The sequence below is a fragment of the Flavobacterium sp. KY-23415 genome, from assembly GCF_055384985.1.
On record NZ_AP044001.1, the window covers coordinates 2,844,411 to 2,867,477 of the forward strand.

The following is a 23,067-nucleotide window of genomic DNA, read 5'->3' on the forward strand; positions in this document are numbered from 1 at the left end:
TTACAGCAACCTTTATTGTTAATCAAGAGCTCTTATTTTTTAATTATTAATCTTTTAGAGCTTGTATTTAAGCCATTAGTACCTTTAATAAAATAGATACCATCAGCTAAATTTTCTACATTTATAATATTCGTAATTGTAGAACTAACATTAAAAATTTTAACTGTTTGTCCTAACTGATTTACAATTATAAATTGTCCATCTAAATCTGTGTTAATATTTAATAAACCATTTGTTGGATTTGGATAAATTACAAATTTAATATCATTATTAAACCCTTCGTTGTCTAATGTAGTTACTGTATAACAAGCTGATTCCACTACACATGTTCCAACTGTAATTTGTACTTTGTAATTTCCTAGAGCAGTTGGTTCAAAATTTTGATTGGTTTCACCTGTTAATAGCGTATTTGGACATTCGTACCATTGGTAAGTTGCACTTGCTTCATTAGCTGTCAAAATTCCTGTTGTTGATTCTGATATAGTATTGTCGATAGCAGTTGGTTCAGTAACAGTAATAGAAGCTGTATCAGTACATCCATTCGCATCTGTGATTGTTACATTGTATGTTCCAGCAGCAATACCAGTTATAGAAGCAGTTGTAGCTCCATTACTCCATGCATAAGTATAAGGAGCGGTTCCTCCAGTTATTGAAGCAGTTCCTGCACCATCAGTATCTCCATTACACGAAACATTGTTGTCTATAACAGCACTAGCTACTAAAGCAGTTGGTTCAGTAACAGTAATAGAAGCCGTGTCAGTACATCCATTTGCATCCGTGATTGTTACATTATAAGTTCCTGCGGTAACCCCAGTTATAGAAGCCGTTGTAGCTCCATTATTCCATACATAAGTATAAGGAGCAGTTCCTCCAGTTATAGATGCAGTTCCTGCACCATCAGTAGCTCCATTACATGAAACATTGTTGTCTATAACAGCACTAGCTACTAAAGCAGTTGGTTCAGTAATTGTAATAGAAGCGGTATCAGTACATCCATTCGCATCCGTGATTGTTACATTGTATGTCCCTGGAGCAATATCAGATATAACTGCGGTAGTAGCTCCATTATTCCATACATAAGTATAAGGAGCAGTTCCTCCAGTTGCAAAAGCTGTAGCGCTACCATCAGCAGCACCATTACATGAAATTTGTGAACCATTATAATTAGATGTAACTGCGGCATTTGCTACTAAAACAGTTGGTTGGGTAATTGTCATAGAAGTGTTGCTTGTGCAACCGTTAGCATCTGTAATTATTACATTATAAGTTCCAGCTGCAAGACCATTTATAGTAGCTGTTGTAGTTCCATCATTCCATATATAAGTATAAGGAGGGGTCCCACCAGTTACAGAAACTGTTCCTGAACCATTTGATTCTCCATTACATAAAACATTAGATTGCGCACTAATCGTAGCGGTAATTGCTGTAGGTTGCGTTATTGTTACCGATTGCGTTTTTGTACACCCATTTGCATCGGTAATTGTTACGTTATAAGTTCCAGCTGCAAGACCATTTATAGAAGCTGTTGTAGCTCCATTGCTCCATAGGTAAGTATAAGGAGTAGTTCCCCCAGATGCGCTTACAGTTGCAGCTCCATTAGTACCGCCATTACAAGAAACATTAGTTTGTGAACTAATTGAAGAAGTAATTGCAGTTGGTTGTGTTAGAGTTACAGATTGTGTTTTTGTACAACCATTTGCATCTGTAATAGTACAAGTGTAAGTTCCAGCTGATAAACCAGTCGCTGTAGCAGCAGTTCCTCCAGATGGAGCCCAAGAATAAGTATATCCAGGAGTTCCTCCAAATGCAACTACAGTTGCAGCACCAGTTGCAGCACCGTTACAAGCTATATTTGTTTGCGAGCTTACTGAAGAATTAAGTGTTGAAGGTTGAGTTATAGTGAAATTTTGAGTAGCCGTACAACCATTCATATCTGTAACTGTACAAGTGTAAGTTCCAGCAGATAATCCAGAAATAGATGCCGTTCCATCACCTGATGGATTTCCAGGTGTCCAGTCATATGAATAAGGAGCAGTTCCACCAGTAGGAGTATTTATCGATGCAGCACCATTAGCCCCTCCAAAGCAAGACACATTCGTTTGTGACGCTGGTGTTATTGTAATAGTATTTACATTCACAGTCAAAGTTCCGCAACTACCAGGAGTAACGCATCCTCCTTCACCACGCACATAGTAAGTTGTGCTAGGTCCAGTTGGTGTAACCATAAAAGAAGAAGACGTAGTAGTTCCAACAAGACTTCCTCCACAAGAACCTGTGTAGATAGCCCATTGTGTAGCATCATTTAAAGTACCAGCTATGTTTAATGTTGTTGAGCCACCTGAACAAACTGGGTTTGCAGTAGCTGTTACAGTAGGAACTGTTGGGTCTGTACAAGGAGCATCAATACCTTTTAATATAATATTATCAAAAGCAAATTCTTCATGAGAGTCAGGCATATTAATACGTACTCTTATCTCTATAGTGTTTCCAGTAACGGTAAAACCAGCAATTGTATTTAAATCTACACTAAAGTTAGTCATGGCACTAGTAACATCTGTAGTTTCACCAGCATCTTTTATTCCATTAAGATTGGTGTCTCTAAATAGTCCTATTCCTGAAGCATTTCCATAAAAGGCAAGTGCCTGTGTGTAAGCTCCTGCTCCATCAAGTCTGTATTCAACAATTAGAAACCTTGTTGGTTCATAACGATTAATAGTATTGTTAGGAAAAGCTACGTCAATATCAATTGTTAAATTTGTTTTCCCAGTTATGGTAATAGGATTTAGTCTTAGGTAAGAATGACCATCAAATACAGGGGCAGTAGTAAAATCAAGATCTTCTCCTGCAATCATATTGGTAGTATTACCAGTTACTGGTGTTCCAAAAGGAAAACTACTTGCAAGACCTCTTCTGAAAAAGTCGTTGTTATCACTCGATGTAGCAAATGCTTGATTAGCATAATCAGTATTTGTATTTCCATTCCCAATAGCGTATCCAATTAGATCAGCCCCTTCAAAATTTTCACTATGAATTATTGTTTGTGAAAAGGATATTTGGATAAAACATGTAAATAGAAATATAAATAAATGGGTATTTTTTTTCATAAAATTTGTGTTAAATATTTATATGGCATAAAAGTACAAATTCAGATAATTATATTGCTGAATTATCTGAATTTGTTTGTGAGAAATAACAATTATTTAATTTCGTGATGGGAAAACTCCCACTAGAGCGATAATATAATTAATTGCTAAATACGGTTGCATATTATTGTGAGCTTGATTTCCTCCTTGGTTTAACACTGTAGTAGCTGTTGAAACGGATTGAGGATTGAGCTCTGTATTTGGGGGAGTACTAGTATTGTAAATCTCTGCCCCACTTGCCAAACTAGCACCTGGAGCTACAATATTATCATCTCCATTTGTATTTAGTGCATGAAGTTTGGAAACTGAACTAGCTGCGTGGTTATGAGATGGCATTTCTAATACATTAAGAGTATGAACTTCTTGTCCTCCTCTTTGTCCTAACTGACGAGTAGTTAGTCCAGGTCCAGTTCCTGGAGCAATTGGAGCTCTTCCTCGTAAATCTGGTAAAGCAAATGTTGTTCTTCCGTCTCCTCCATAGGTTGTTCCTAAAATAGAGAATAACGCAGTGTATTGTGAAATGGCTAATAATTGCCCTTCACAGAACGCCCAACCTCTTGGAGGGAAATTTCCTGCAAAAATTGTGATTTGTCCTAATAATGGATCCATAAGCTTAATTTTTAATGGTTTATTATGAAGTTAATAATAAAAAAGGTTAATAATTGTTTTTTTTTGTTATTAATGTTGTTTGAAATGTACTTTTTTTGTAAATGTAATAGAAATTATTCTTTTTCCTAATATTTAATTTATTCCAAAGGCTAATATATAAATTTTGATTTGCCTACTACCCCGTAAAAATACCTGTTTTTTTGTTTTGATGGCAATGGAATGAATTTTAATGTTAAATTTGCTATAAAATAATTAACAAAATAAAACTAATAATTATGAAAAATGACAACGCAATTCCGTTAACAACAGCACAAGAATGGGCAACTAAGTGGGTAGAATCTCAACCAGCAGGGACAGTAAAAGCTCATTTAATTCCAATGGAAGATTTTACAGCTTTAAGTAAAGAAGACGGAGTAGTAAATATTCGCGCATATATTGGAATCGATGGCGACGGTGTAAATAAATTAATGCTTGTTGGTGTTGATGCAAATGGAAAAGATATGATAAGTGATACAGATTTGATTTATGATTTTACTAAACCTTGTCCAACAACTTGTGATACAGATAGTCCATTGTTTATTAAAAAAGGTTAATGAATGATATATTTGCAGATATAGGTTATTTGCTGCTATTTATTAATATGGTATCGTTTTATCTTAAAGGTTTTTCCAAAAATGGAAGAGCCTTTAAGAGTTTTGTTTACTATTTAATTGTTATTTTTATAATTCAAATTGTATCAAGTGTTTATCAATATTTTGGAGTTAATAATTTATTCTTATCCCATTTTTATTTTTTATTACAATTTTTATTTCTTAGTCTTTTTTATAATTATTTGATAAAAGTTAGAATACAAAAAAAAATACTCAAAGTTACTTTTGCTTTATGTGTCATTTCATTATTCGTTCAATATGCTGTAAATCCGTCTATCTTTTTTGAATTCAACTTATATGAAGTATTTATCACATCTTTTCTATTGATTATTTATTCTACTTTTCATTTATATAATCAATTGGATAGTGAAAAAAAGTACTATTTCATCAATTTAGGGATTTTGATTTACCTTTTTGGGAGCACTATTCTTTTTTTAGTTGGTAATTTAATGTTGAAGTTCGATTCTAAATACAATAAAATCCCTTGGATTTTAAATTCATTACTATACATAGTGTATCAATTGTTTATTTTATACGAATGGAAAGTTAGTTTTTCAAAAAATAAAAAGAAGTTATTATGAATTCAGAAGTAATACATCAGGAAGAAATAATAAGTGCTATTATCTACACCTTCACAGCTTTTCTTTTAATGGCATTGGTACTTGTTTTATTTTTCTATTTTTCAAGGAAGAAAATTGTACAAAAAGAAGTAGAAAAGAAAAATTTAGAATTGAGTCATCAAAGAAAATTATTGCACGCCATACTTGTTACACAAGAAGAGGAAAGAAAAAGAATTGCTCAAGACCTACATGATGATATAAGCTCTAAATTGAATATTGTTTCCATTAATAGCCATTTATTAAAAACACCTGGACTCACTTTTGAGGAGTCTTCTGAAATTTCTACAAATATTTTTAATCTTACCAAAAAAGCATTAGATAATTCTCGCAGAATTGCACATGATTTATTGCCACCTGTTTTAGAAAAATTTGGTCTTCATGCAGGGATTGAAGAGATGTGTGTTGAATTTAATAGCACTAAAAATATTAAAGCTAGTTTTAGTAGTTCGGCGGAATTGGATAAATTAAATTCAGATGTGCAGTTAAATGTGTTTCGAATTTTACAGGAGTTAATGAATAATTCATTAAAACACAGCAATGCTTCAAGGATAAATATTATCTTTGAAAGTGTAAATGGAAAAGTAATTTGTAAATATACAGATGATGGTTCTGGTTTCGATATGCAAAAAGAAGAGAATCAAAGAGGATTAGGAATGAAAAGTATTGAAAGTAGAATCAGTTTTTTAAATGGAAAAATTTCAGTGAATTCTAGTTTAGGAAACGGAATTGATGTGTTATTTAGTTTTTAAAATATGGAAAAAATAAAAATAATATTAGCAGACGATGAAGTACTTTTTCGTAAAGGAATAGCTTTTTTATTACAAAGAGAGCCAAATGTTGAAATTCTTTTCGAAGCTTCTGATGGCTCTGAGCTAATTGAATTCTTGAAAAATAGTACAAATCATCCGGATATTATTTTAATGGATTTGAAGATGCCTTTATTGAATGGAGTAGAAGCAACCAAAATAATTCATGAAGCCCATCCAGATATAAAAATTATTGCCCTAACAAGTTATAATACAAGATCATTTGTAGCCAATATGATTCATGTTGGTGCCGCTTCCTATTTGGTTAAAAGTGCTACACCTGCAGAAATGTTGTTAACAATAAACGAGGTTTATAATAAAGGATTTTATTATAATGATTGCGTGCTAGAAGTAATTAGAGAGGGAATTGCTATAAAGGATTATAGAATTAAGAGCCATTTTGATGATGATTATCTAACTACTAGGGAAAAAGAAATTTTAGAATTAATATGTCAGCAATTTAGTACCATAGAAATAGCTGAAAGGTTGTTTATTAGTCCAAGAACTGTAGATGGACATAGAAATAATTTATTACTCAAAACAGACTCTAAAAATATTGCGGGCTTGGTTGTCTATGCAATACAAAATAAAGTAATTCCTATAGAAGAAATTTTCAAAAGGATTTAAAAAAATGTTAGAATTTAAAAGAATGTTTTTTTTGAAGTCAATTCCTTATCTTTGAAAAAACTATCAATACTTTGAAAAAACACCTATATCTATTTTTTTTATTGACTACAATCACAAGTCAAGCATCTTTTATTTTGTTGCCCATGGAAGCAGAAGGACAACAGAATCATTTGAAGGCATACGGAATTACCTATTGGGCATTAGAAAAAAACTATAAAGTAAGTTGGCTTCTTAATTATAGAGGAGGTGCATTTTTGTTTCCAGATGATGAATCAATTAGAAGAGAATGTCAAATTAGAGGGGTTACGTTTGAAATTTTGTCTGATGCAGCTACCAATTCTATTTTAGAGGAGATTAGTAGCCCTTCACAAAATATGGAAACGGTTGTTTTAGAAAAAGCACCTAAAATTGCAGTATATACCCCAAAAGGGAAACAACCATGGGACGATGCGGTAACTATGGTATTAACTTATGCAGAGATTCCTTATACAGAAATTTACGATGAAGAGGTCTTAACAGATCAGTTAGTACTCTACGATTGGTTGCATTTGCATCATGAAGATTTTACAGGACAATATGGAAAGTTTTTTGGTACCTATAGAAATGCACCTTGGTATATTGAACAAAAAAAAGAGGCTGAGGATTTGGCTAAAAAACTGGGATATAACAAAGTATCTGAAGAGAAATTAGCTGTAGCATTAAAAATAAGAGATTATGTAATTGGTGGAGGTTTTATGTTTGCAATGTGTTCCGCAACAGATAGTTTTGATATTGCTTTAGCTGCAGAAGGGATTGATATTTGTGAGCCCATGTTCGATGGAGATAATAGTGAACCTAATTATCAATCTAAAATTAATTTTAATAATTCTTTTGCCTTTAAAGATTTTATATTAGAAAGAAAACCAGAAACTTATGAGTTTTCCGATATTGATACGACAGAAGATAGGCCTAAAAAAAGAGTTCCTTTTCAACAAGATTATTTTACTTTAATGGACTTTTCTGCAAAATGGGATCCTATACCTACAATGCTTTGTCAAAATCATACTCAATTAGTTAAAGGTTTTATGGGACAAACTACTGCTTTTTCTGGTAATAGAATTAAAAGTAATGTATTAAGATTAGGAGAAAATAAATTAAACGGCGAATCAAGATACATTCATGGAACAAAGGGAAAAGGTATGTTCACGTTCTATGGTGGGCATGATCCAGAAGATTATCAACACTTTGTAGGAGATCCACCAACAGTGTTAGATTTACATCCTAATTCTCCTGGGTATCGTTTAATTTTGAATAATGTTCTTTTTCCAGCTGCAAGAAAGAAAAAACTTAAAACATAGTTTTTAATAAAAAAAGATAGTATTGTTTAATGTTTAGAGTTATTTTGATGAATGTTAAAAAAAAGTTAACTAATGTCATTTTATGAGTAAAGTGTTGATTAATCTAAATTGTTTCGTTTGGCTGTAGAGTTAGATTTCCAGATAGTTTCAAAATAACTTATAAATTAAACTTAAAAACGGAGACGAATAAGACTTGACAGAACAGAAAATGATAAAAAAAAAATATACAAAAAAGCTTTGAATTTTTCAAAGCTTTTTTGTTATCCCCAATTGATAACTGCCCAATTTTCCCTTTGTTGTTCATTTAAAAATGACCACGCAATAACACGGCTGATTTTGTTTCCTTGTTCCATGGCTATTGTTTTTATATCAATGGCACCTACTTTTTTCAAGTGATTATAAAAAGGTTTTAAATTTTCTTTTTTAGAAACTAAAGCGGTAAACCACATTGATTGTTTCTTGAAATGAGCACTTTCATAGATCATATTGGTTATAAAAGCCAATTCACCACCTTCACACCATAGTTCATTGTTTTGCCCACTAAAGTTTAATATAGGTTTTCCTTCCTTAGCTTTTCCAATATTTCTAAGTTTACGTTGAGTTCCTTTAGTAGCTTCCTCTCTTGAAGTGTGAAATGGAGGATTGCAAATAACGAAATCAAATCGATCATTATCAATAATGCAATTTTTAAAAACATTACGTTTGTTTTGTTGAAGGCGTAAAATTACTGAGTTTTTTAATGCTTCATTATTCTCAACAATCTTTGCACAAGTTTTTAGTGAAGGTATGTCAATTTCTGTGCCAACAAACGTCCAGTTATATTCGCTATTTCCTATAATTGGGTAAATACAGTTTGCTCCGACACCAATATCTAAACCTTTTATGTAGTTTTCATTTGGAATTTTTTCATTATAAGATTCTGATAATAAGTCTGCTATATAATGAATGTAATCTGCTCTACCAGGAATTGGTGGGCACAAATTAGTTTTAGGAATATCCCAAAATGTAATGCCGTAAAAATGGAGTAGGAGTGTTTTGTTTAATGTTTTTACAGCTTCAGGGTTTGAAAAATCAATGGTTTTTGTATTGTATTTATTAATAAACACAAATTCTGCAAGAATTGGGTTCGTTTCAATTAGTTCATCAAAATTATAGCCACTTAAGTGCTTGTTTCTTGGATGAAGATTTTTTTTTGTTTTATTTTCCTGTTCTTTTTTCAAAATGATATTTTAAGATTTTAAAATTATGATTTTTAATTGCAATATACATAAATAAAAATTCCCAATCTTTCGACTGGGAATTTCTATATAAGTAAGATATAAATTGGTTTGACGTTTTATTTAATTTTGTTAACAATAGCAGCAAAAGCTTCTGGATGATTCATTGCTAAATCAGCAAGTACCTTACGGTTTAACTCAATGCTGTTTGCTTTAATTTTACCCATAAATTGAGAATAACTCATTCCGTGTAATCTTGCACCAGCGTTAATACGCATAATCCATAAAGCACGGAAGTTTCTCTTTTTTTGCTTTCTATCGCGGTATGCATAAGCCATTGCTTTTTCAACCGCATTTTTAGCTACTGTCCAAACGTTTTTACGTCTACCAAAGAAACCTTTGGCTTGTTTTAATATTCTTTTTCTTCTAGCTCTACTAGCTACTCTGTTTTTTGCTCTTGGCATAATTTTAAATGTTTTTTGTAGTAAGGCGGTCTTTCAACACTTTTGAATTTTCTAAATTGTATTTTTCAATTCGCCCACTCCAGGGTTATTAATTGATTTTAACCAAACAACAAATTAAATAATATTTAATTGTTGTTTAATGCTTTTCTCGTCTGTTTTGTGAACCAAACCAGAGTGAGTTAAAGCTAATTTACGCTTCTTAGATTTTTTAGTCAAAATATGACTCTTAAAAGCGTGTTTTCTTTTAATCTTTCCAGAACCAGTAACTTTGAAACGTTTCTTAGCGCTAGATTTTGTTTTCATTTTAGGCATTTTCTTCCTGTATTTAATTTAATCTTACTTATTATCTTACAAAAAGCCTTGTGTAAAGCTTTTTTATTTTGCTTTTTTCTTCGAAGCTAGATACATAATCATTCGCTTACCTTCTAAGACTGGTAATTGTTCTACTTTTCCATATTCTTCTAGCTCCTGAGCTAATCTTAATAAAAGAATTTGTCCTTGTTCTTTGTAGATTATCGAACGGCCTTTGAAGAACACAAAAGCTTTTAATTTCGCTCCATCTTGAAGGAATTTTATTGCGTTTTTCTTCTTGAACTCATAATCATGTTCGTCAGTTTGAGGTCCAAAACGAATTTCTTTAATAACTACTTGAGACGATTTTGCTTTAAGCATCTTTTCTCGTTTCTTTTGTTCATAAAGAAACTTACCATAATCCATTAATTTACAAACAGGTGGCTCTGCATTTGGAGATATTTCTACCAAGTCTACCTCTTGCTCTTCTGCAAGACGTAATGCCTCACCAATTTTATAAATACCTGGTTCAATGTTTTCACCTACTAAACGTACTTCAGGCACACGAATTAAGTTGTTAATCCTGTGAGCTGCTTTTTTTTCTTCGCGAGGCTTATAACCTCTGTTGTTTCTAATTGCTATGGCTTTAAAAATTTAAGTTAAACTTAGAATTGTTTCAATGTTTTGTTTATTTCTTCTTGTACTAAATCAGCAAAGGCTTCAATAGTCATTGTTTGGTTTGATTTTCCATCATCACCATGTTTCCTAACAGAAATTGTTCCATTTTTTTCCTCATCCTCACCTATGATTAACATAAATGGATATTTCTGAGTTTCTGCATCACGAATTTTTTTACCTATAGTTTCGTTTCTATTATCTATTTGGGCGCGAATTTCGTGATTTTCTAGCAAAGAAAAAACTTTTTGGGCATAATTTTCATATTTCTCACTCAAAGACAAGATAATAGCCTGTTCTGGCATTAACCAAATTGGGAAATTTCCTGCAGTGTGCTCCAGTAAGATGGCGATAAAACGTTCCATACTCCCAAATGGTGCTCTATGAATCATTACAGGTCGGTGTAATTCGTTGTCGCTACCTTTGTATGTTAATTCAAAACGTTCTGGTAAATTATAGTCAACTTGTATTGTTCCAAGTTGCCAACTTCTTCCAAGTGCATCTTTGACCATGAAATCCAATTTGGGGCCATAGAACGCTGCTTCACCTGATTCAACAATATAATTCAATCCTTTGTCTTTTGCAGCACTAATAATTGCGTTTTCAGCCTTTTCCCAGTTTTCAATGTTTCCAATGTATTTTTCTGGCTTTTCTAGGTCTCTAACAGAAACTTGTGCTGTAAAATTTTCAAATCCTAAAGAGCCAAAAACATATAATACTAAATCGATTACATTTTTGAATTCTTGATCTAATTGGTCAGGAGTACAGAAAATATGTGCGTCATCTTGAGTAAAACCACGAACTCGTGTTAAACCATGTAGTTCTCCGCTTTGTTCGTATCTATATACAGTCCCAAATTCAGCATACCTTTTGGGAAGGTCTTTATAAGACCAAGGTCTTGCATTGTATATTTCACAGTGATGCGGGCAATTCATTGGTTTTAATAAAAACTCTTCTCCGTCTGCTGGAGTGTTTATTGGTTGAAAACTATCTGCTCCATATTTTGCATAGTGTCCAGAAGTGACATATAGTTCTTTTTGTCCTATATGTGGTGTTACAACTTGTTCATAACCTGCTTTTTTTTGTGCTTTTTTTAGGAATTGTTCAAGTCTATCTCTTAATGCAGCTCCCTTAGGAAGCCAAAGTGGTAATCCTTGTCCTACTCTTTGTGAAAAATGAAATAGTTCTAGTTCTTTGCCTAGTTTTCTATGATCACGTTTTTTAGCTTCTTCTAATAAAAGTAAGTATTCAGTTAATTCTTTTTGCTTAGGAAAAGAAATTCCATAGACACGAGTTAATTGCTTGTTTTTTTCGTTTCCTCTCCAATAAGCACCTGCAACAGATAGGATTTTCATTGCTTTGATTATTCCGGTATTAGGAATATGTCCGCCGCGACATAAATCTGTAAAAGTAGAATGGTCGCAAAATGTTATTGTGCCATCTTCTAAGTTTTGTATTAGTTCTGTTTTAAACTCATTGTTTTTATATAGTTCAAGTGCTTCAGCTTTCGTAACAGATCGCATTTTGAACTCATGTTTTTCTCTGGAAATCTCTAAAACTCTGTCTTCAATTTTTTTAAAGTCTGCTTCTGTAATTTTTTCTTCTCCAAAATCAATATCATAATAGAATCCGTTGCTAATAGCAGGTCCAATAGTAAGTTTTGCATTCGGGTATGTTTCCTCAATTGCCTGAGCCATTACGTGAGAAGTAGAGTGCCAAAATGCTTTTTTACCTTCTTCGTTGTTCCACGTATATAATATTAGAGAACCGTCACAGGTTAGTGGGGTAGTGGTTTCAATTGTTGTACCATTAAAGGAAGCTGAAATCACATTCCTAGCTAAACCTTCACTAATGCTTAAAGCCACATCCATAGGAGAAATGCCTTTAGCAAATTCCTTAACTGAACCGTCAGGTAAAGTAATATTTATCATCTCTTAAATTTTATTAAGTTGCAAATATACTACAATAGCTAAATACATACAATATATATAAGGATTCATATTTAACATTTTTTTTCTTTTTTAATATTAATGCTTTTTGAGATTTATGTGGAATTAGTTTGTCTATATATTTATTGTAGAACAGGAAAAAGTAAATGTAAGGTATCTGTTGTGTTTTTTTTGAAGTTTTTTTATAAATAAAATGAGCTTTGTAGAAGGGTGTAAAAGCGTAAAGGGTATTATAGAGGGATATGGAATTAGGCAAGTAAAAAAGTTTTGATTATAAGTAATTGAAAATTAAAGTACTAAAAAATATATTTAAAAATAGTTTCAAAAACATTAGGAAACTAATAAAAAGTGACTACTTTTGCACCCGCATTACCGCAGAGGTTCTTTGGTAGATTAATGAAGATAAAACGAGAGTTTTGGGTTTTTAAGAAAAGAAAAAAAATATTTTCAAAAAAGCTTGTCGGAATTAAAAAACTAATTATCTTTGCACCCCGCAAAACAGGCGAAGTTCAGATACATATTGAGTGAGATTTAAGATAAAAAAATATCAAATAAATCTTGCGAGATTAAAAAGAAGGTTGTAGTTTTGCAGCCGCTAACACAGAGACGCAAGTTTTGGAGTTAGGGGTTTAAAATACGAAAGACACGTTCATAGACATATTGAATTGACAGCATAATTTAGAGTGATTTAAATTATAAAAATAAGAGAGTAGAGGCGAATTAAACACACTAGTTTTTATCGTACAATATAAAAAATATACGATGAAGAGTTTGATCCTGGCTCAGGATGAACGCTAGCGGCAGGCCTAACACATGCAAGTCGAGGGGTAGAGGAAGCTTGCTTCCTTGAGACCGGCGCACGGGTGCGTAACGCGTATGCAATCTACCTTGTACAGGGGGATAGCCCAGAGAAATTTGGATTAATACCTCATAGTATTATTGGAAGGCATCTTCTGATTATTAAAGTTCCAACGGTACAAGATGAGCATGCGTCCCATTAGTTAGTTGGTAAGGTAACGGCTTACCAAGACGATGATGGGTAGGGGTCCTGAGAGGGAGATCCCCCACACTGGTACTGAGACACGGACCAGACTCCTACGGGAGGCAGCAGTGAGGAATATTGGACAATGGGCGCAAGCCTGATCCAGCCATGCCGCGTGCAGGATGACTGCCCTATGGGTTGTAAACTGCTTTTATACAGGAAGAAACACCTCTACGAGTAGAGGCTTGACGGTACTGTAGGAATAAGGATCGGCTAACTCCGTGCCAGCAGCCGCGGTAATACGGAGGATCCAAGCGTTATCCGGAATCATTGGGTTTAAAGGGTCCGTAGGCGGCCTTATAAGTCAGTGGTGAAATCTCCTAGCTCAACTAGGAAACTGCCATTGATACTGTAGGGCTTGAATTTTTAGGAAGTAACTAGAATATGTAGTGTAGCGGTGAAATGCTTAGATATTACATGGAATACCAATTGCGAAGGCAGGTTACTACTAATGGATTGACGCTGATGGACGAAAGCGTGGGTAGCGAACAGGATTAGATACCCTGGTAGTCCACGCCGTAAACGATGGATACTAGCTGTTCGGATTTTATCTGAGTGGCTAAGCGAAAGTGATAAGTATCCCACCTGGGGAGTACGCACGCAAGTGTGAAACTCAAAGGAATTGACGGGGGCCCGCACAAGCGGTGGAGCATGTGGTTTAATTCGATGATACGCGAGGAACCTTACCAGGGCTTAAATGGGAGACGACGTTATTGGAAACAGTAATTTCTTCGGACGTCTTTCAAGGTGCTGCATGGTTGTCGTCAGCTCGTGCCGTGAGGTGTCAGGTTAAGTCCTATAACGAGCGCAACCCCTGTCGTTAGTTGCCAGCGAGTAAAGTCGGGAACTCTAACGAGACTGCCGGTGCAAACCGTGAGGAAGGTGGGGATGACGTCAAATCATCACGGCCCTTACGTCCTGGGCCACACACGTGCTACAATGGCCGGTACAGAGAGCAGCTACATGGTGACATGATGCGAATCTTCAAAACCGGTCTCAGTTCGGATCGGAGTCTGCAACTCGACTCCGTGAAGCTGGAATCGCTAGTAATCGGATATCAGCCATGATCCGGTGAATACGTTCCCGGGCCTTGTACACACCGCCCGTCAAGCCATGGAAGCTGGGGGTACCTGAAGTCGGTGACCGTAAGGAGCTGCCTAGGGTAAAACTAGTAACTGGGGCTAAGTCGTAACAAGGTAGCCGTACCGGAAGGTGCGGCTGGAACACCTCCTTTCTAGAGAAAGATATAGATTAGTGTTTTATATAGCATTTACTCTCGCTGTTGGTTCAAATAATACAATAAAACTTAAAGAAACAGAGTCTCGTAGCTCAGCTGGTTAGAGTACTACACTGATAATGTAGGGGTCGGCAGTTCGAGTCTGCCCGGGACTACTATTTTAAAGTTTTAAGAGGAAATTCTAGAGGTTTGCTAACCGTTTTAAGTAGTGTTAACTAAAAACTGTTAACTGATCACTAAAGAAACGGGGGATTAGCTCAGCTGGCTAGAGCGCCTGCCTTGCACGCAGGAGGTCATCGGTTCGACTCCGATATTCTCCACTATTCGAGTGAATAGTGAATAGTGAAAAGTATTAGTGAAAACTAGTTACTAATTACTAAGGACTAATTATTAGAAAACCGTTCATTGACATATTGAGAAAAGAAAAAATAAAAATATAATAGAAAGCACAAATTTCGGGTGTTGTATAGTATATAACACTTGATAAAACAAGTACAATAAGCAAAATAAGGGCGTATGGGGAATGCCTAGGCTCTCAGAGGCGAAGAAGGACGTGATAAGCTGCGAAAAGCTACGGGGATTGGCACACACGAATTGATCCGTAGATATCCGAATGGGGCAACCCACTATGTTGAAGACATAGTATCCGATAGGAGGCAAACCCGCTGAACTGAAACATCTAAGTAGGCGGAGGAGAAGAAAACAAAAGTGATTCCGTAAGTAGTGGCGAGCGAACGCGGATTAGCCCAAACCAGAGTTGTTACGGCAATTTTGGGGTTGTAGGACCACGAGATTTCTTTTGGATTGAATTAGAATAACCTGGAAAGGTTAACCAAAGAGGGTGATAGTCCCGTATAAGTAAGAGAAGATAAGGATAGTGGTATCCTGAGTAGCGCGGGGCACGTGAAACCCTGTGTGAAACTGGCGGGACCATCCGCTAAGGCTAAATACTCCTGAGAGACCGATAGTGAACCAGTACCGTGAGGGAAAGGTGAAAAGAACCGTGAATAACGGAGTGAAAAAGATCCTGAAACCATACGCTTACAAGCGGTCGGAGCCCTTTCGTGGGGTGACGGCGTGCCTTTTGCATAATGAGCCTACGAGTTACCGTTGCTGGCAAGGATAAGTACTTCAGGTATGGATCCGTAGCGAAAGCGAGTCTGAATAGGGCGCCTGAGTCAGTAATGGTAGACGCGAAACCGTGTGATCTACCCATGGGCAGGATGAAGCTTTGTTAACCCAAAGTGGAGGTCCGAACCCGTTGACGTTGAAAAGTCTTGGGATGACCTGTGGGTAGGGGTGAAAGGCCAATCAAACTCGGAAATAGCTCGTACTCCCCGAAATGCATTTAGGTGCAGCGCTAAATTAGTTATATAGAGGTAGAGCTACTGATTGGATGCGGGGGTTTCACCACCTACCAATTCCTGACAAACTCCGAATGCTATATAATGATTTTTAGCAGTGAGGGCATGGGTGCTAAGGTCCATGTCCGAGAGGGAAAGAACCCAGACCATCGGCTAAGGTCCCCAAATGTATACTAAGTTGAAAAAACGCGGTTTGTCTGCCCAGACAGCTAGGATGTTGGCTTGGAAGCAGCCATTCATTTAAAGAGTGCGTAACAGCTCACTAGTCGAGCGGACGAGCATGGATAATAATCGGGCATAAGTATACTACCGAAGCTATGGACTCTACGGAGTGGTAGGGGAGCATTCTAAATTGGGTTGAAGGTGATATGTGAGTATTGCTGGACTATTTAGAAAAGAAAATGTAGGCATAAGTAACGATAATGCGGGCGAGAAACCCGCACACCGAAAAACTAAGGTTTCCACAGCTATGCTAATCAGCTGTGGGTTAGTCGGGTCCTAAGGCGCATCCGAAAGGAGAAGTCGATGGCCAACGGGTTAATATTCCCGTACTACTTATAATTGTGATGGAATGACGGAGTGATGAAAGCACCGCGAACTGACGGAATAGTTCGTTGAAGTATTTAGCTATAAGATCTATAGGCAAATCCGTAGATTTTGGTGATATACGATAGTACTCGGCGTCTTCGGACAAAGGGATAGTGTGCCTAAGGGCTTCCAAGAAAAGTTTCTAAACTTAGATTATAAGTACCCGTACCGTAAACCGACACAGGTAGTTGAGGAGAGAATCCTAAGGTGCTCGAGAGATTCATGGCTAAGGAATTAGGCAAAATAGACCTGTAACTTCGGGAGAAAGGTCGCCAGCAGTAATGCTGGCCGCAGTGAAAAGGTCCAGGCGACTGTTTATCAAAAACACAGGGCTCTGCAAAATCGTAAGATGAAGTATAGGGCCTGACACCTGCCCGGTGCTGGAAGGTTAAGAGGAGATGTTATCTTCGGAGAAGCATTGAATTGAAGCCCCAGTAAACGGCGGCCGTAACTATAACGGTCCTAAGGTAGCGAAATTCCTTGTCGGGTAAGTTCCGACCTGCACGAATGGTGTAACGATCTGGACACTGTCTCAGCCATGAGCTCGGTGAAATTGTAGTATCGGTGAAGATGCCGATTACCCGCAGTGGGACGAAAAGACCCTGTGCACCTTTACTATAGCTTAATATTGACCTTGGACACGTGATGTGTAGGATAGGTGGGAGACTATGAAGTGGCGTCGCTAGGCGTTGTGGAGTCATTGTTGAAATACCACCCTTTGCTTGTCTGAGGCCTAACCCCGCAAAAGTGGGGGACATTGTTTGGTGGGTAGTTTGACTGGGGTGGTCGCCTCCAAAAGAGTAACGGAGGCTTCTAAAGGTTCCCTCAGCACGCTTGGTAACCGTGCGTAGAGTGCAATGGTATAAGGGAGCTTGACTGAGAGACATACAGGTCGATCAGGTACGAAAGTAGAGCATAGTGATCCGGTGGTTCCGTATGGAAGGGCCATCGCTCAAAGGATAAAAGGTACGCCGGGGATAACAGGCTGATCTCCCCCAAGAGCTCATATCGACGGGGGGGTTTGGCACCTCGATGTCGGCTCGTCACATCCTGGGGCTGGAGAAGGTCCCAAGGGTTGGGCTGTTCGCCCATTAAAGTGGCACGCGAGCTGGGTTCAGAACGTCGTGAGACAGTTCGGTCTCTATCTACTGTGGGCGTTAGAAATTTGAATGGATCTGATTCTAGTACGAGAGGACCGAATTGGACAAACCTCTGGTGTATCTGTTGTTCCGCCAGGAGCACTGCAGAGTAGCTACGTTTGGAAGGGATAAGCGCTGAAAGCATATAAGCGCGAAACCCACCATAAGATGAGATTTCTTTTAAGGGTCGTGGAAGATGACCACGTTGATAGGCTATAGATGTAAAGGCAGTAATGTCATAGTCGAGTAGTACTAATAACCCATAAGCTTATGTACGTATTCCTGCACCGCAAGGTGCAGGGAGTCACTTTCTAAAAAAAATAAATTTTCTTGTCTCAATATGTTAAGATATTGTTCTAATTATTCAATGTTGAAAAATATTTATTAATTAGAAATATTGCTCAAAGCAATGAAACCTCTTAAGGTGATTATTGCGTCGGGGCTCACCTCTTCCCATTCCGAACAGAGAAGTTAAGCCCGACAGCGCAGATGGTACTGCAATTTTGTGGGAGAGTATGTCGTCGCCTTTCTTTTGAAAACCCTAATCATAACTGATTAGGGTTTTTTGTTTTTATTAATTTGATGATTTTTTAGTATGAATTAAAAAAAGGGATCAAGTCCAAAACTTGTAGATTTGATAAATTACGCATATAAATTTCTAAGTCTAAAAAGAAAGTAATAATCTTTTGAATGTTAATTTCTATATTCACTAAAAAAGATTACTTTTGCACAAAATTAAAATAATTAAACGTTATGGCAACGAATAGAACTTTTACAATGATTAAACCAGATGCAGTTGAAAATGGGCATATTGGTGGGATTTTAAATATGATCACCGAGGGTGGTTTTAAAATTGTTTCAATGAAATTAACTCAATTAACTGTAGCTGATGCTCAAAAATTTTATGCTGTTCATGCAGAGAGACCTTTTTACGGTGAATTGGTTGAATTCATGTCTAGAGGGCCAATTGTAGCGGCAATTTTAGAAAAAGATAATGCTGTTGAAGATTTTAGAGCTTTAATAGGGGCAACTAATCCAGCTGAAGCGGCTGACGGTACAATTCGTAAAAAATATGCTACCTCAATTGGTGAAAATGCTGTCCATGGTTCTGATTCTGATGAGAATGCTGCTATTGAAAGTGCTTTTCATTTTGCAGGTAGAGAGCAATTCTAATTTGAATACAGAAAAAAATAGAAAAAATCCCGTATTTTAAAACGGGATTTTCCTTTTTTATAAATTATCAGGTAATATTTTACCTGGATTCATTATGTTATTTGGGTCAAAAAGTTTTTTTATTCCTTTCATTAATTTTATTTCAATTTCGTTAAATGCAATCGGCATATATTCTTTTTGAACATATCCTATGCCGTGTTCACCAGATAATGTTCCTTTCAAAGCTACTGTAAGTTTGAAGATTTCTGTTATACCTTTAGGTACTTGTGTTTTCCAATTTTCATCGGTCATGTTGTCTTTAACGATGTTGATGTGTAAGTTTCCATCACCAGCATGTCCATAACAAACTGTTTTAAAGCCGTATTTGTTTCCAATTTCTTTTATTCCTTTTAGTAGTTTGGGTAATTCGTATCTAGGAACGACTGTGTCTTCTTCTTTGTAAATAGAATTTGATTTAACGGCTTCTCCTACGGCTCTTCTTAATTTCCATAGACTATTTTTTTGTTCTTCAGTATCAGCAAATAATACATCGTCAATTTCAAATTTATCAAGAACTTTCATTATTTTCTCAGCTTCTTGAAATAATATTTCAGGGTAATTACCGTCAACTTCAATTAATAAATGTGCTTTTACATCTGGTTTTATGGATATGTTAATATTGTCAATATATTTCATTGTCCAGTCTATTGCATCTCGTTCCATAAATTCTAGAGCGCTTGGGATGATTCCTGCTCTAAAAATTGATGAGACAGCTTCACAAGCTTGTGAGGTTTTGTAAAAAGGTACTAACATTAATATGTTATGTGAATTTATAGGTAGTAATTTGAGAACAATTTTGGTTACAATTCCAAGGGTACCTTCACTGCCAACCATCAACTGTGTTAGGTTATAGCCTGTTGAGTTTTTTAAAGTGTTTGCTCCTGTCCAGATTATTTCTCCTGTTGGTAGTACAACTTCTAAATTTAGGACATAGTCTTTAGTTACCCCATATTTTACAGCTCTTGCACCACCTGAATTTTCAGCGATATTTCCTCCAATAAAGCAACTTCCCATACTACTTGGATCTACTGGATAAAATAATCCTTTTTCAGCTACTTTGTTTTTTAAATCTTGTGTTATTACTCCTGGTTCAGTTGTGATTTGAAGATTTTTTTCGTCTATGTTTATAATAGCGTTAAAACGCTCCATTGATAATCCAATTCCGCCATAAATGCTGAGTGCTCCACCACTAAGGCCGGTTTTTGCTCCAATCGGTGTTACGGGGATTTTGTGAAAATTAGCTAATTTTACAACTGCTGCTACTTCTTGTGTTGTTTTTGGTTTGATTACTATATTCGGTGGGAAATTATAATCTTCTGTTTCATCATGACCATAATTTTGTCTTGTTTCTAGGTCTGTGAAAACATTTTTTTGACCTACTATGTTTTGTAGTTCGATCAGTATTTCAGTGTTAATTTGCATTTTAATGAGGAATTATAATGTAAAAATAGAAAAAAAATGATGATTTTTATATAGTATTTTGATTTTACGTTGTTTAAAAAAAAAAAAAATAGAGACTTGTTTTTAATAGGGTTGTTGTGGTTTTATTTTGTTGGTTTTCAGTTGTTTATTATAATCAAAATAAAAAAATAAGTTTTGACAAATTGACAGTTCAAAAAAAAATGTATGTCAATATTGATTTTTTTTTCAACACTCATTGGTTCATATGTTTTTTTTATTAAATTTGGATAACCCAAAAAATAACCTATTATGTCAAGTACAATGATCAATCGTACAAAATTAGCTTTAGAAAAAGTTAGTTTTGATCCTGTTTTATTTAACAGAGAATTATTAAAAGCAATTAAGTTTTTATTAGTTAAAGAACTAGAAGAATTAGCAATTTGGTTTGTGAATTTTGTTAAAGGTAAACCTCAATTGCAAAACTTTAAATTTTCTGCTGGTGAATAATAAAATTACTATAAATACTTTTAATAAATAGAAAATAAAATAACAATTTAAAATTCTGAAAGCATAATAAGATTTTTTTCTTATTATGCTCTTTTATTTTATTAACCAATACCAGAAAGCTAAAGTTAAAAACGATATTGGAATTCCAATTCCAACCATCATGCTACTTAGCTTTGGTTTAAGGCCATAGCTAGAAGCAAGTATAGTGCCTGTAATCATAGGTGCCATAGCTGCTTCCATGATAGAGACATTAATCATTAAGTTAGATGTATTTAGTATTTTTTTGTAAAATAAATAGAAAAAAAGGGGAGTTAAAATTAATTTAAAAAAAAGGCCTAAAGCAAGAAAATTCCAGTGCTTGCTTTTTTTTTCAATTTTTAATTGTAAACCAACAGCGACAAGTGCAACAGGCGTTACAGTATTTCCAATTCTTTGAAATACGTTTTGAAATAATTGATTGAAATCGGATTCGAAAATATTTAGTAGTAGTGCAATAAAAAAGGCTACAAAAGGCGGAAAAAAAAATATTTTGAATAGCATTGCTTTCGGATTGAGTTCATCCCTAGAAAAAAATGTTGCCGTTATGATTCCTAATGTTGCCATTACTACAAATGACCCTGGTTGATCTACTATAATTGCAGTTTCTAATCCTTCGTTTCCATATAATGCTTCAATTACTGGAAAACCTACAAAAGAAGTGTTTCCTAATCCTGCGGTTATAATTAAACAACCAGTTAATTTCTTTGACCAACGCATGTACTTTCCAAGTAAATAGAAAAAAATGAAAGATAACCCAAAACCGATCCAAGCTATTCCGAGTGGGAAAAAAAGGTTAGTTGTAATTTTAATTTTTGGTATATAATAAAGTGCCAATGCAGGCAAAGAAACATAAATCACGAATTGATTTAGGGCAATGTACATATTTTTAGGAAGTGTTTTTATAAATTGAAGAAAAACACCAACCAAAAGGCATAGAAATAGAAGTATAATGTTGTCCATATAGAATAGGTTAGTTGCAAATTTAAAAAGCTTCCTTTGAATATTACTTGCCTTGTGGGTTTTTTTCAAAAAAATCGTACTTTTACGGTAAAGACTTAATGCATTTGGAATCTAAAGAAAATAAATCTGCTTTATCAGAAATCAATGGAATTAACCAACCTGATTCGGTTAGTCATGTAGTGGCTAAAAATATTCTACAATTTAGAAGGAAACAACCTTCAGCAATAGAATTAATAAATGCTATTATTCAAGGTGATACAATTGCATTAAGCAGAGCTATAACGTTGATTGAAAGTACCAATATTGAGCATTTAGAGAAGGCTAATGAAGTTATTCAAGGTTGTTTGTCAAAAGCTAATAAATCTATTCGAATTGGAATTACAGGAGTTCCCGGTGTGGGGAAAAGTACGTTTATAGAGTCTTTTGGTAAACATTTAACAGCTTTAGGGAAGAAAGTCGCTGTTTTAGCAGTTGACCCTAGTTCCTCGATAAGTCATGGTAGTATTTTAGGTGACAAAACAAGAATGGAAGAGTTAGTAAAAGATGAAAATGCTTTTATTCGTCCAAGTGCTTCTGGAGATAGTTTAGGAGGAGTTGCTAGAAAAACAAGAGAATCTATTATTCTTTGTGAGGCTTGTGGTTTTGATATTATAATTATTGAAACTGTTGGTGTAGGTCAAAGTGAAACTGCTGTTCATAGTATGGTAGATTTCTTTTTATTACTTAAAATTGCGGGAGCAGGTGATGAATTGCAAGGAATTAAACGTGGCATTATGGAAATGGCTGATACTATTGTTATTAACAAAGCAGATGGAGATAATATTGCTAAGGCAAAGTTAGCTAAAACAGAATTTAACAGAGCATTACATTTGTTTCCTGCTAAAAAAAGTGGTTGGACTCCTAAAGTAACTACGTGTAGTGCTATTTCTAAGGCGGGAATAGATGCAGTTTGGAAAATTATTTCTGACTATTTTGAATTGACTAAAACAAATAATTATTTTCAACAGAAGAGACAAGAGCAAAACCAGTTTTGGATGATGGAAACGATTAATGAACAATTAAAGTCTAATTTCTATAATCATTCAGATATTAGTAAACAGTTAGAAATTAATAAAAAAGCGGTGCAAAATAATGAGATTTCTCCTTTTGCTGCCGCTCAAGTATTATTGGAAATGTTTTTTAAAAAATAA

Annotated in this window: 16 protein-coding genes, 2 tRNA genes and 3 rRNA genes; 12 read left to right on the plus strand and 9 right to left on the minus strand. The window is 35.2% G+C overall.

Going from position 1 to position 23,067, the window contains the following annotated elements:
- Positions 1-32: 32 nt before the first annotated feature.
- Positions 33-3,104, minus strand: a complete 3,072-nt coding sequence (locus ACZ49Z_RS12410) for a beta strand repeat-containing protein (protein ID WP_464304631.1) — start codon at positions 3,102-3,104, stop codon at positions 33-35.
- Between the two features lie 96 nt (positions 3,105-3,200).
- Complete coding sequence (locus ACZ49Z_RS12415; protein ID WP_464304632.1) at positions 3,201-3,752, minus strand: phage tail protein; 552 nt, start codon at positions 3,750-3,752, stop codon at positions 3,201-3,203.
- Between the two features lie 275 nt (positions 3,753-4,027).
- Here ACZ49Z_RS12415 and ACZ49Z_RS12420 point away from each other — a divergent pair, with 275 nt between their 5' ends.
- The 4 genes from ACZ49Z_RS12420 to ACZ49Z_RS12435 all read left to right on the plus strand — a co-directional run bounded on the left by ACZ49Z_RS12420 (position 4,028) and on the right by ACZ49Z_RS12435 (position 7,792).
- Complete coding sequence (locus tag ACZ49Z_RS12420; protein WP_464304633.1) at positions 4,028-4,345, plus strand: hypothetical protein; 318 nt, start codon at positions 4,028-4,030, stop codon at positions 4,343-4,345.
- A gap of 634 nt (positions 4,346-4,979) precedes the next feature.
- Entirely contained in the window at positions 4,980-5,771 is a 792-nt protein-coding gene (locus ACZ49Z_RS12425) for a sensor histidine kinase (RefSeq protein WP_464304634.1), read from the plus strand.
- Between the two features lie 3 nt (positions 5,772-5,774).
- The gene (locus ACZ49Z_RS12430) at positions 5,775-6,455 is read left to right on the plus strand and encodes a response regulator transcription factor (RefSeq protein ID WP_464304635.1); all 681 of its coding nucleotides are present in this window, start codon (positions 5,775-5,777) and stop codon (positions 6,453-6,455) included.
- A 71-nt stretch (positions 6,456-6,526) separates the two neighbouring features.
- Entirely contained in the window at positions 6,527-7,792 is a 1,266-nt protein-coding gene (locus ACZ49Z_RS12435) for an asparagine synthetase B (protein WP_464304636.1), read from the plus strand.
- A 260-nt stretch (positions 7,793-8,052) separates the two neighbouring features.
- Here ACZ49Z_RS12435 and rlmF read toward each other — a convergent pair whose 3' ends face one another.
- The 5 genes from rlmF to thrS form a co-directional block, all read right to left on the minus strand.
- A complete protein-coding gene (gene rlmF / locus ACZ49Z_RS12440; RefSeq protein ID WP_464308068.1) occupies positions 8,053-9,015 on the minus strand; it encodes a 23S rRNA (adenine(1618)-N(6))-methyltransferase RlmF in 963 nt (320 codons plus the stop codon).
- 113 nt (positions 9,016-9,128) lie between these two features.
- Positions 9,129-9,473 (minus strand): 50S ribosomal protein L20, encoded by a 345-nt coding sequence (gene rplT, locus ACZ49Z_RS12445; protein ID WP_464304637.1) that lies wholly within the window; start codon positions 9,471-9,473, stop codon positions 9,129-9,131.
- A gap of 114 nt (positions 9,474-9,587) precedes the next feature.
- Positions 9,588-9,785, minus strand: a complete 198-nt coding sequence (gene rpmI / locus ACZ49Z_RS12450; RefSeq protein ID WP_140964640.1) for a 50S ribosomal protein L35 — start codon at positions 9,783-9,785, stop codon at positions 9,588-9,590.
- A gap of 63 nt (positions 9,786-9,848) precedes the next feature.
- A complete protein-coding gene (gene infC, locus ACZ49Z_RS12455) occupies positions 9,849-10,400 on the minus strand; it encodes a translation initiation factor IF-3 (RefSeq protein WP_464308069.1) in 552 nt (183 codons plus the stop codon).
- 29 nt (positions 10,401-10,429) lie between these two features.
- Positions 10,430-12,370 (minus strand): threonine--tRNA ligase, encoded by a 1,941-nt coding sequence (thrS, locus tag ACZ49Z_RS12460; RefSeq protein WP_464304638.1) that lies wholly within the window; start codon positions 12,368-12,370, stop codon positions 10,430-10,432.
- A gap of 777 nt (positions 12,371-13,147) precedes the next feature.
- Between thrS and ACZ49Z_RS12465 the strand changes: the two genes are divergently transcribed.
- From ACZ49Z_RS12465 to ACZ49Z_RS12490, 6 genes are all read left to right on the plus strand, one after another.
- Positions 13,148-14,664: ribosomal RNA gene (locus tag ACZ49Z_RS12465) — 16S ribosomal RNA — on the plus strand.
- 84 nt (positions 14,665-14,748) lie between these two features.
- Positions 14,749-14,822 (plus strand) — tRNA-Ile (locus tag ACZ49Z_RS12470).
- Between the two features lie 91 nt (positions 14,823-14,913).
- A tRNA-Ala gene (locus ACZ49Z_RS12475) sits at positions 14,914-14,987 on the plus strand.
- 175 nt (positions 14,988-15,162) lie between these two features.
- Positions 15,163-18,034: ribosomal RNA gene (locus ACZ49Z_RS12480) — 23S ribosomal RNA — on the plus strand.
- A gap of 144 nt (positions 18,035-18,178) precedes the next feature.
- Positions 18,179-18,288, plus strand: a 5S ribosomal RNA gene (gene rrf / locus ACZ49Z_RS12485).
- Together the 16S, 23S and 5S rRNA genes with 2 tRNA genes alongside form the textbook arrangement of a ribosomal RNA operon.
- A gap of 223 nt (positions 18,289-18,511) precedes the next feature.
- On the plus strand, positions 18,512-18,931 hold the full coding sequence (locus ACZ49Z_RS12490; protein ID WP_464304639.1) for a nucleoside-diphosphate kinase: 420 nt from the start codon (positions 18,512-18,514) through the stop codon (positions 18,929-18,931).
- Positions 18,932-18,988: 57 nt separating this feature from the next.
- Here the strand turns inward: ACZ49Z_RS12490 and ACZ49Z_RS12495 are convergent, their stop codons facing one another.
- Entirely contained in the window at positions 18,989-20,392 is a 1,404-nt protein-coding gene (locus tag ACZ49Z_RS12495) for an FAD-binding oxidoreductase (RefSeq protein WP_464304640.1), read from the minus strand.
- Positions 20,393-20,680: 288 nt separating this feature from the next.
- Between ACZ49Z_RS12495 and ACZ49Z_RS12500 the strand changes: the two genes are divergently transcribed.
- A complete protein-coding gene (locus ACZ49Z_RS12500; RefSeq protein WP_464304641.1) occupies positions 20,681-20,878 on the plus strand; it encodes a hypothetical protein in 198 nt (65 codons plus the stop codon).
- Between the two features lie 93 nt (positions 20,879-20,971).
- Here ACZ49Z_RS12500 and ACZ49Z_RS12505 read toward each other — a convergent pair whose 3' ends face one another.
- Complete coding sequence (locus ACZ49Z_RS12505) at positions 20,972-21,877, minus strand: AEC family transporter (protein WP_464304642.1); 906 nt, start codon at positions 21,875-21,877, stop codon at positions 20,972-20,974.
- Positions 21,878-21,975: 98 nt separating this feature from the next.
- Here ACZ49Z_RS12505 and meaB point away from each other — a divergent pair, with 98 nt between their 5' ends.
- The gene (meaB, locus tag ACZ49Z_RS12510; RefSeq protein WP_464304643.1) at positions 21,976-23,067 is read left to right on the plus strand and encodes a methylmalonyl Co-A mutase-associated GTPase MeaB; all 1,092 of its coding nucleotides are present in this window, start codon (positions 21,976-21,978) and stop codon (positions 23,065-23,067) included.

Coding starts and splice junctions, on each gene's coding strand:
- ACZ49Z_RS12410 (WP_464304631.1), bottom strand. CDS start 3,104: ATGAAAAAAAATACCCATTTATTTATATTTCTATTTACATGTTTTATC.
- ACZ49Z_RS12415 (WP_464304632.1), bottom strand. CDS start 3,752: ATGGATCCATTATTAGGACAAATCACAATTTTTGCAGGAAATTTCCCT.
- ACZ49Z_RS12420 (WP_464304633.1), top strand. CDS start 4,028: ATGAAAAATGACAACGCAATTCCGTTAACAACAGCACAAGAATGGGCA.
- ACZ49Z_RS12425 (WP_464304634.1), top strand. CDS start 4,980: ATGAATTCAGAAGTAATACATCAGGAAGAAATAATAAGTGCTATTATC.
- ACZ49Z_RS12430 (WP_464304635.1), top strand. CDS start 5,775: ATGGAAAAAATAAAAATAATATTAGCAGACGATGAAGTACTTTTTCGT.
- rplT (WP_464304637.1), bottom strand. CDS start 9,473: ATGCCAAGAGCAAAAAACAGAGTAGCTAGTAGAGCTAGAAGAAAAAGA.
- rpmI (WP_140964640.1), bottom strand. CDS start 9,785: ATGCCTAAAATGAAAACAAAATCTAGCGCTAAGAAACGTTTCAAAGTT.
- thrS (WP_464304638.1), bottom strand. CDS start 12,370: ATGATAAATATTACTTTACCTGACGGTTCAGTTAAGGAATTTGCTAAA.
- ACZ49Z_RS12490 (WP_464304639.1), top strand. CDS start 18,512: ATGGCAACGAATAGAACTTTTACAATGATTAAACCAGATGCAGTTGAA.
- ACZ49Z_RS12495 (WP_464304640.1), bottom strand. CDS start 20,392: ATGCAAATTAACACTGAAATACTGATCGAACTACAAAACATAGTAGGT.
- ACZ49Z_RS12500 (WP_464304641.1), top strand. CDS start 20,681: ATGTCAAGTACAATGATCAATCGTACAAAATTAGCTTTAGAAAAAGTT.
- ACZ49Z_RS12505 (WP_464304642.1), bottom strand. CDS start 21,877: ATGGACAACATTATACTTCTATTTCTATGCCTTTTGGTTGGTGTTTTT.
- meaB (WP_464304643.1), top strand. CDS start 21,976: ATGCATTTGGAATCTAAAGAAAATAAATCTGCTTTATCAGAAATCAAT.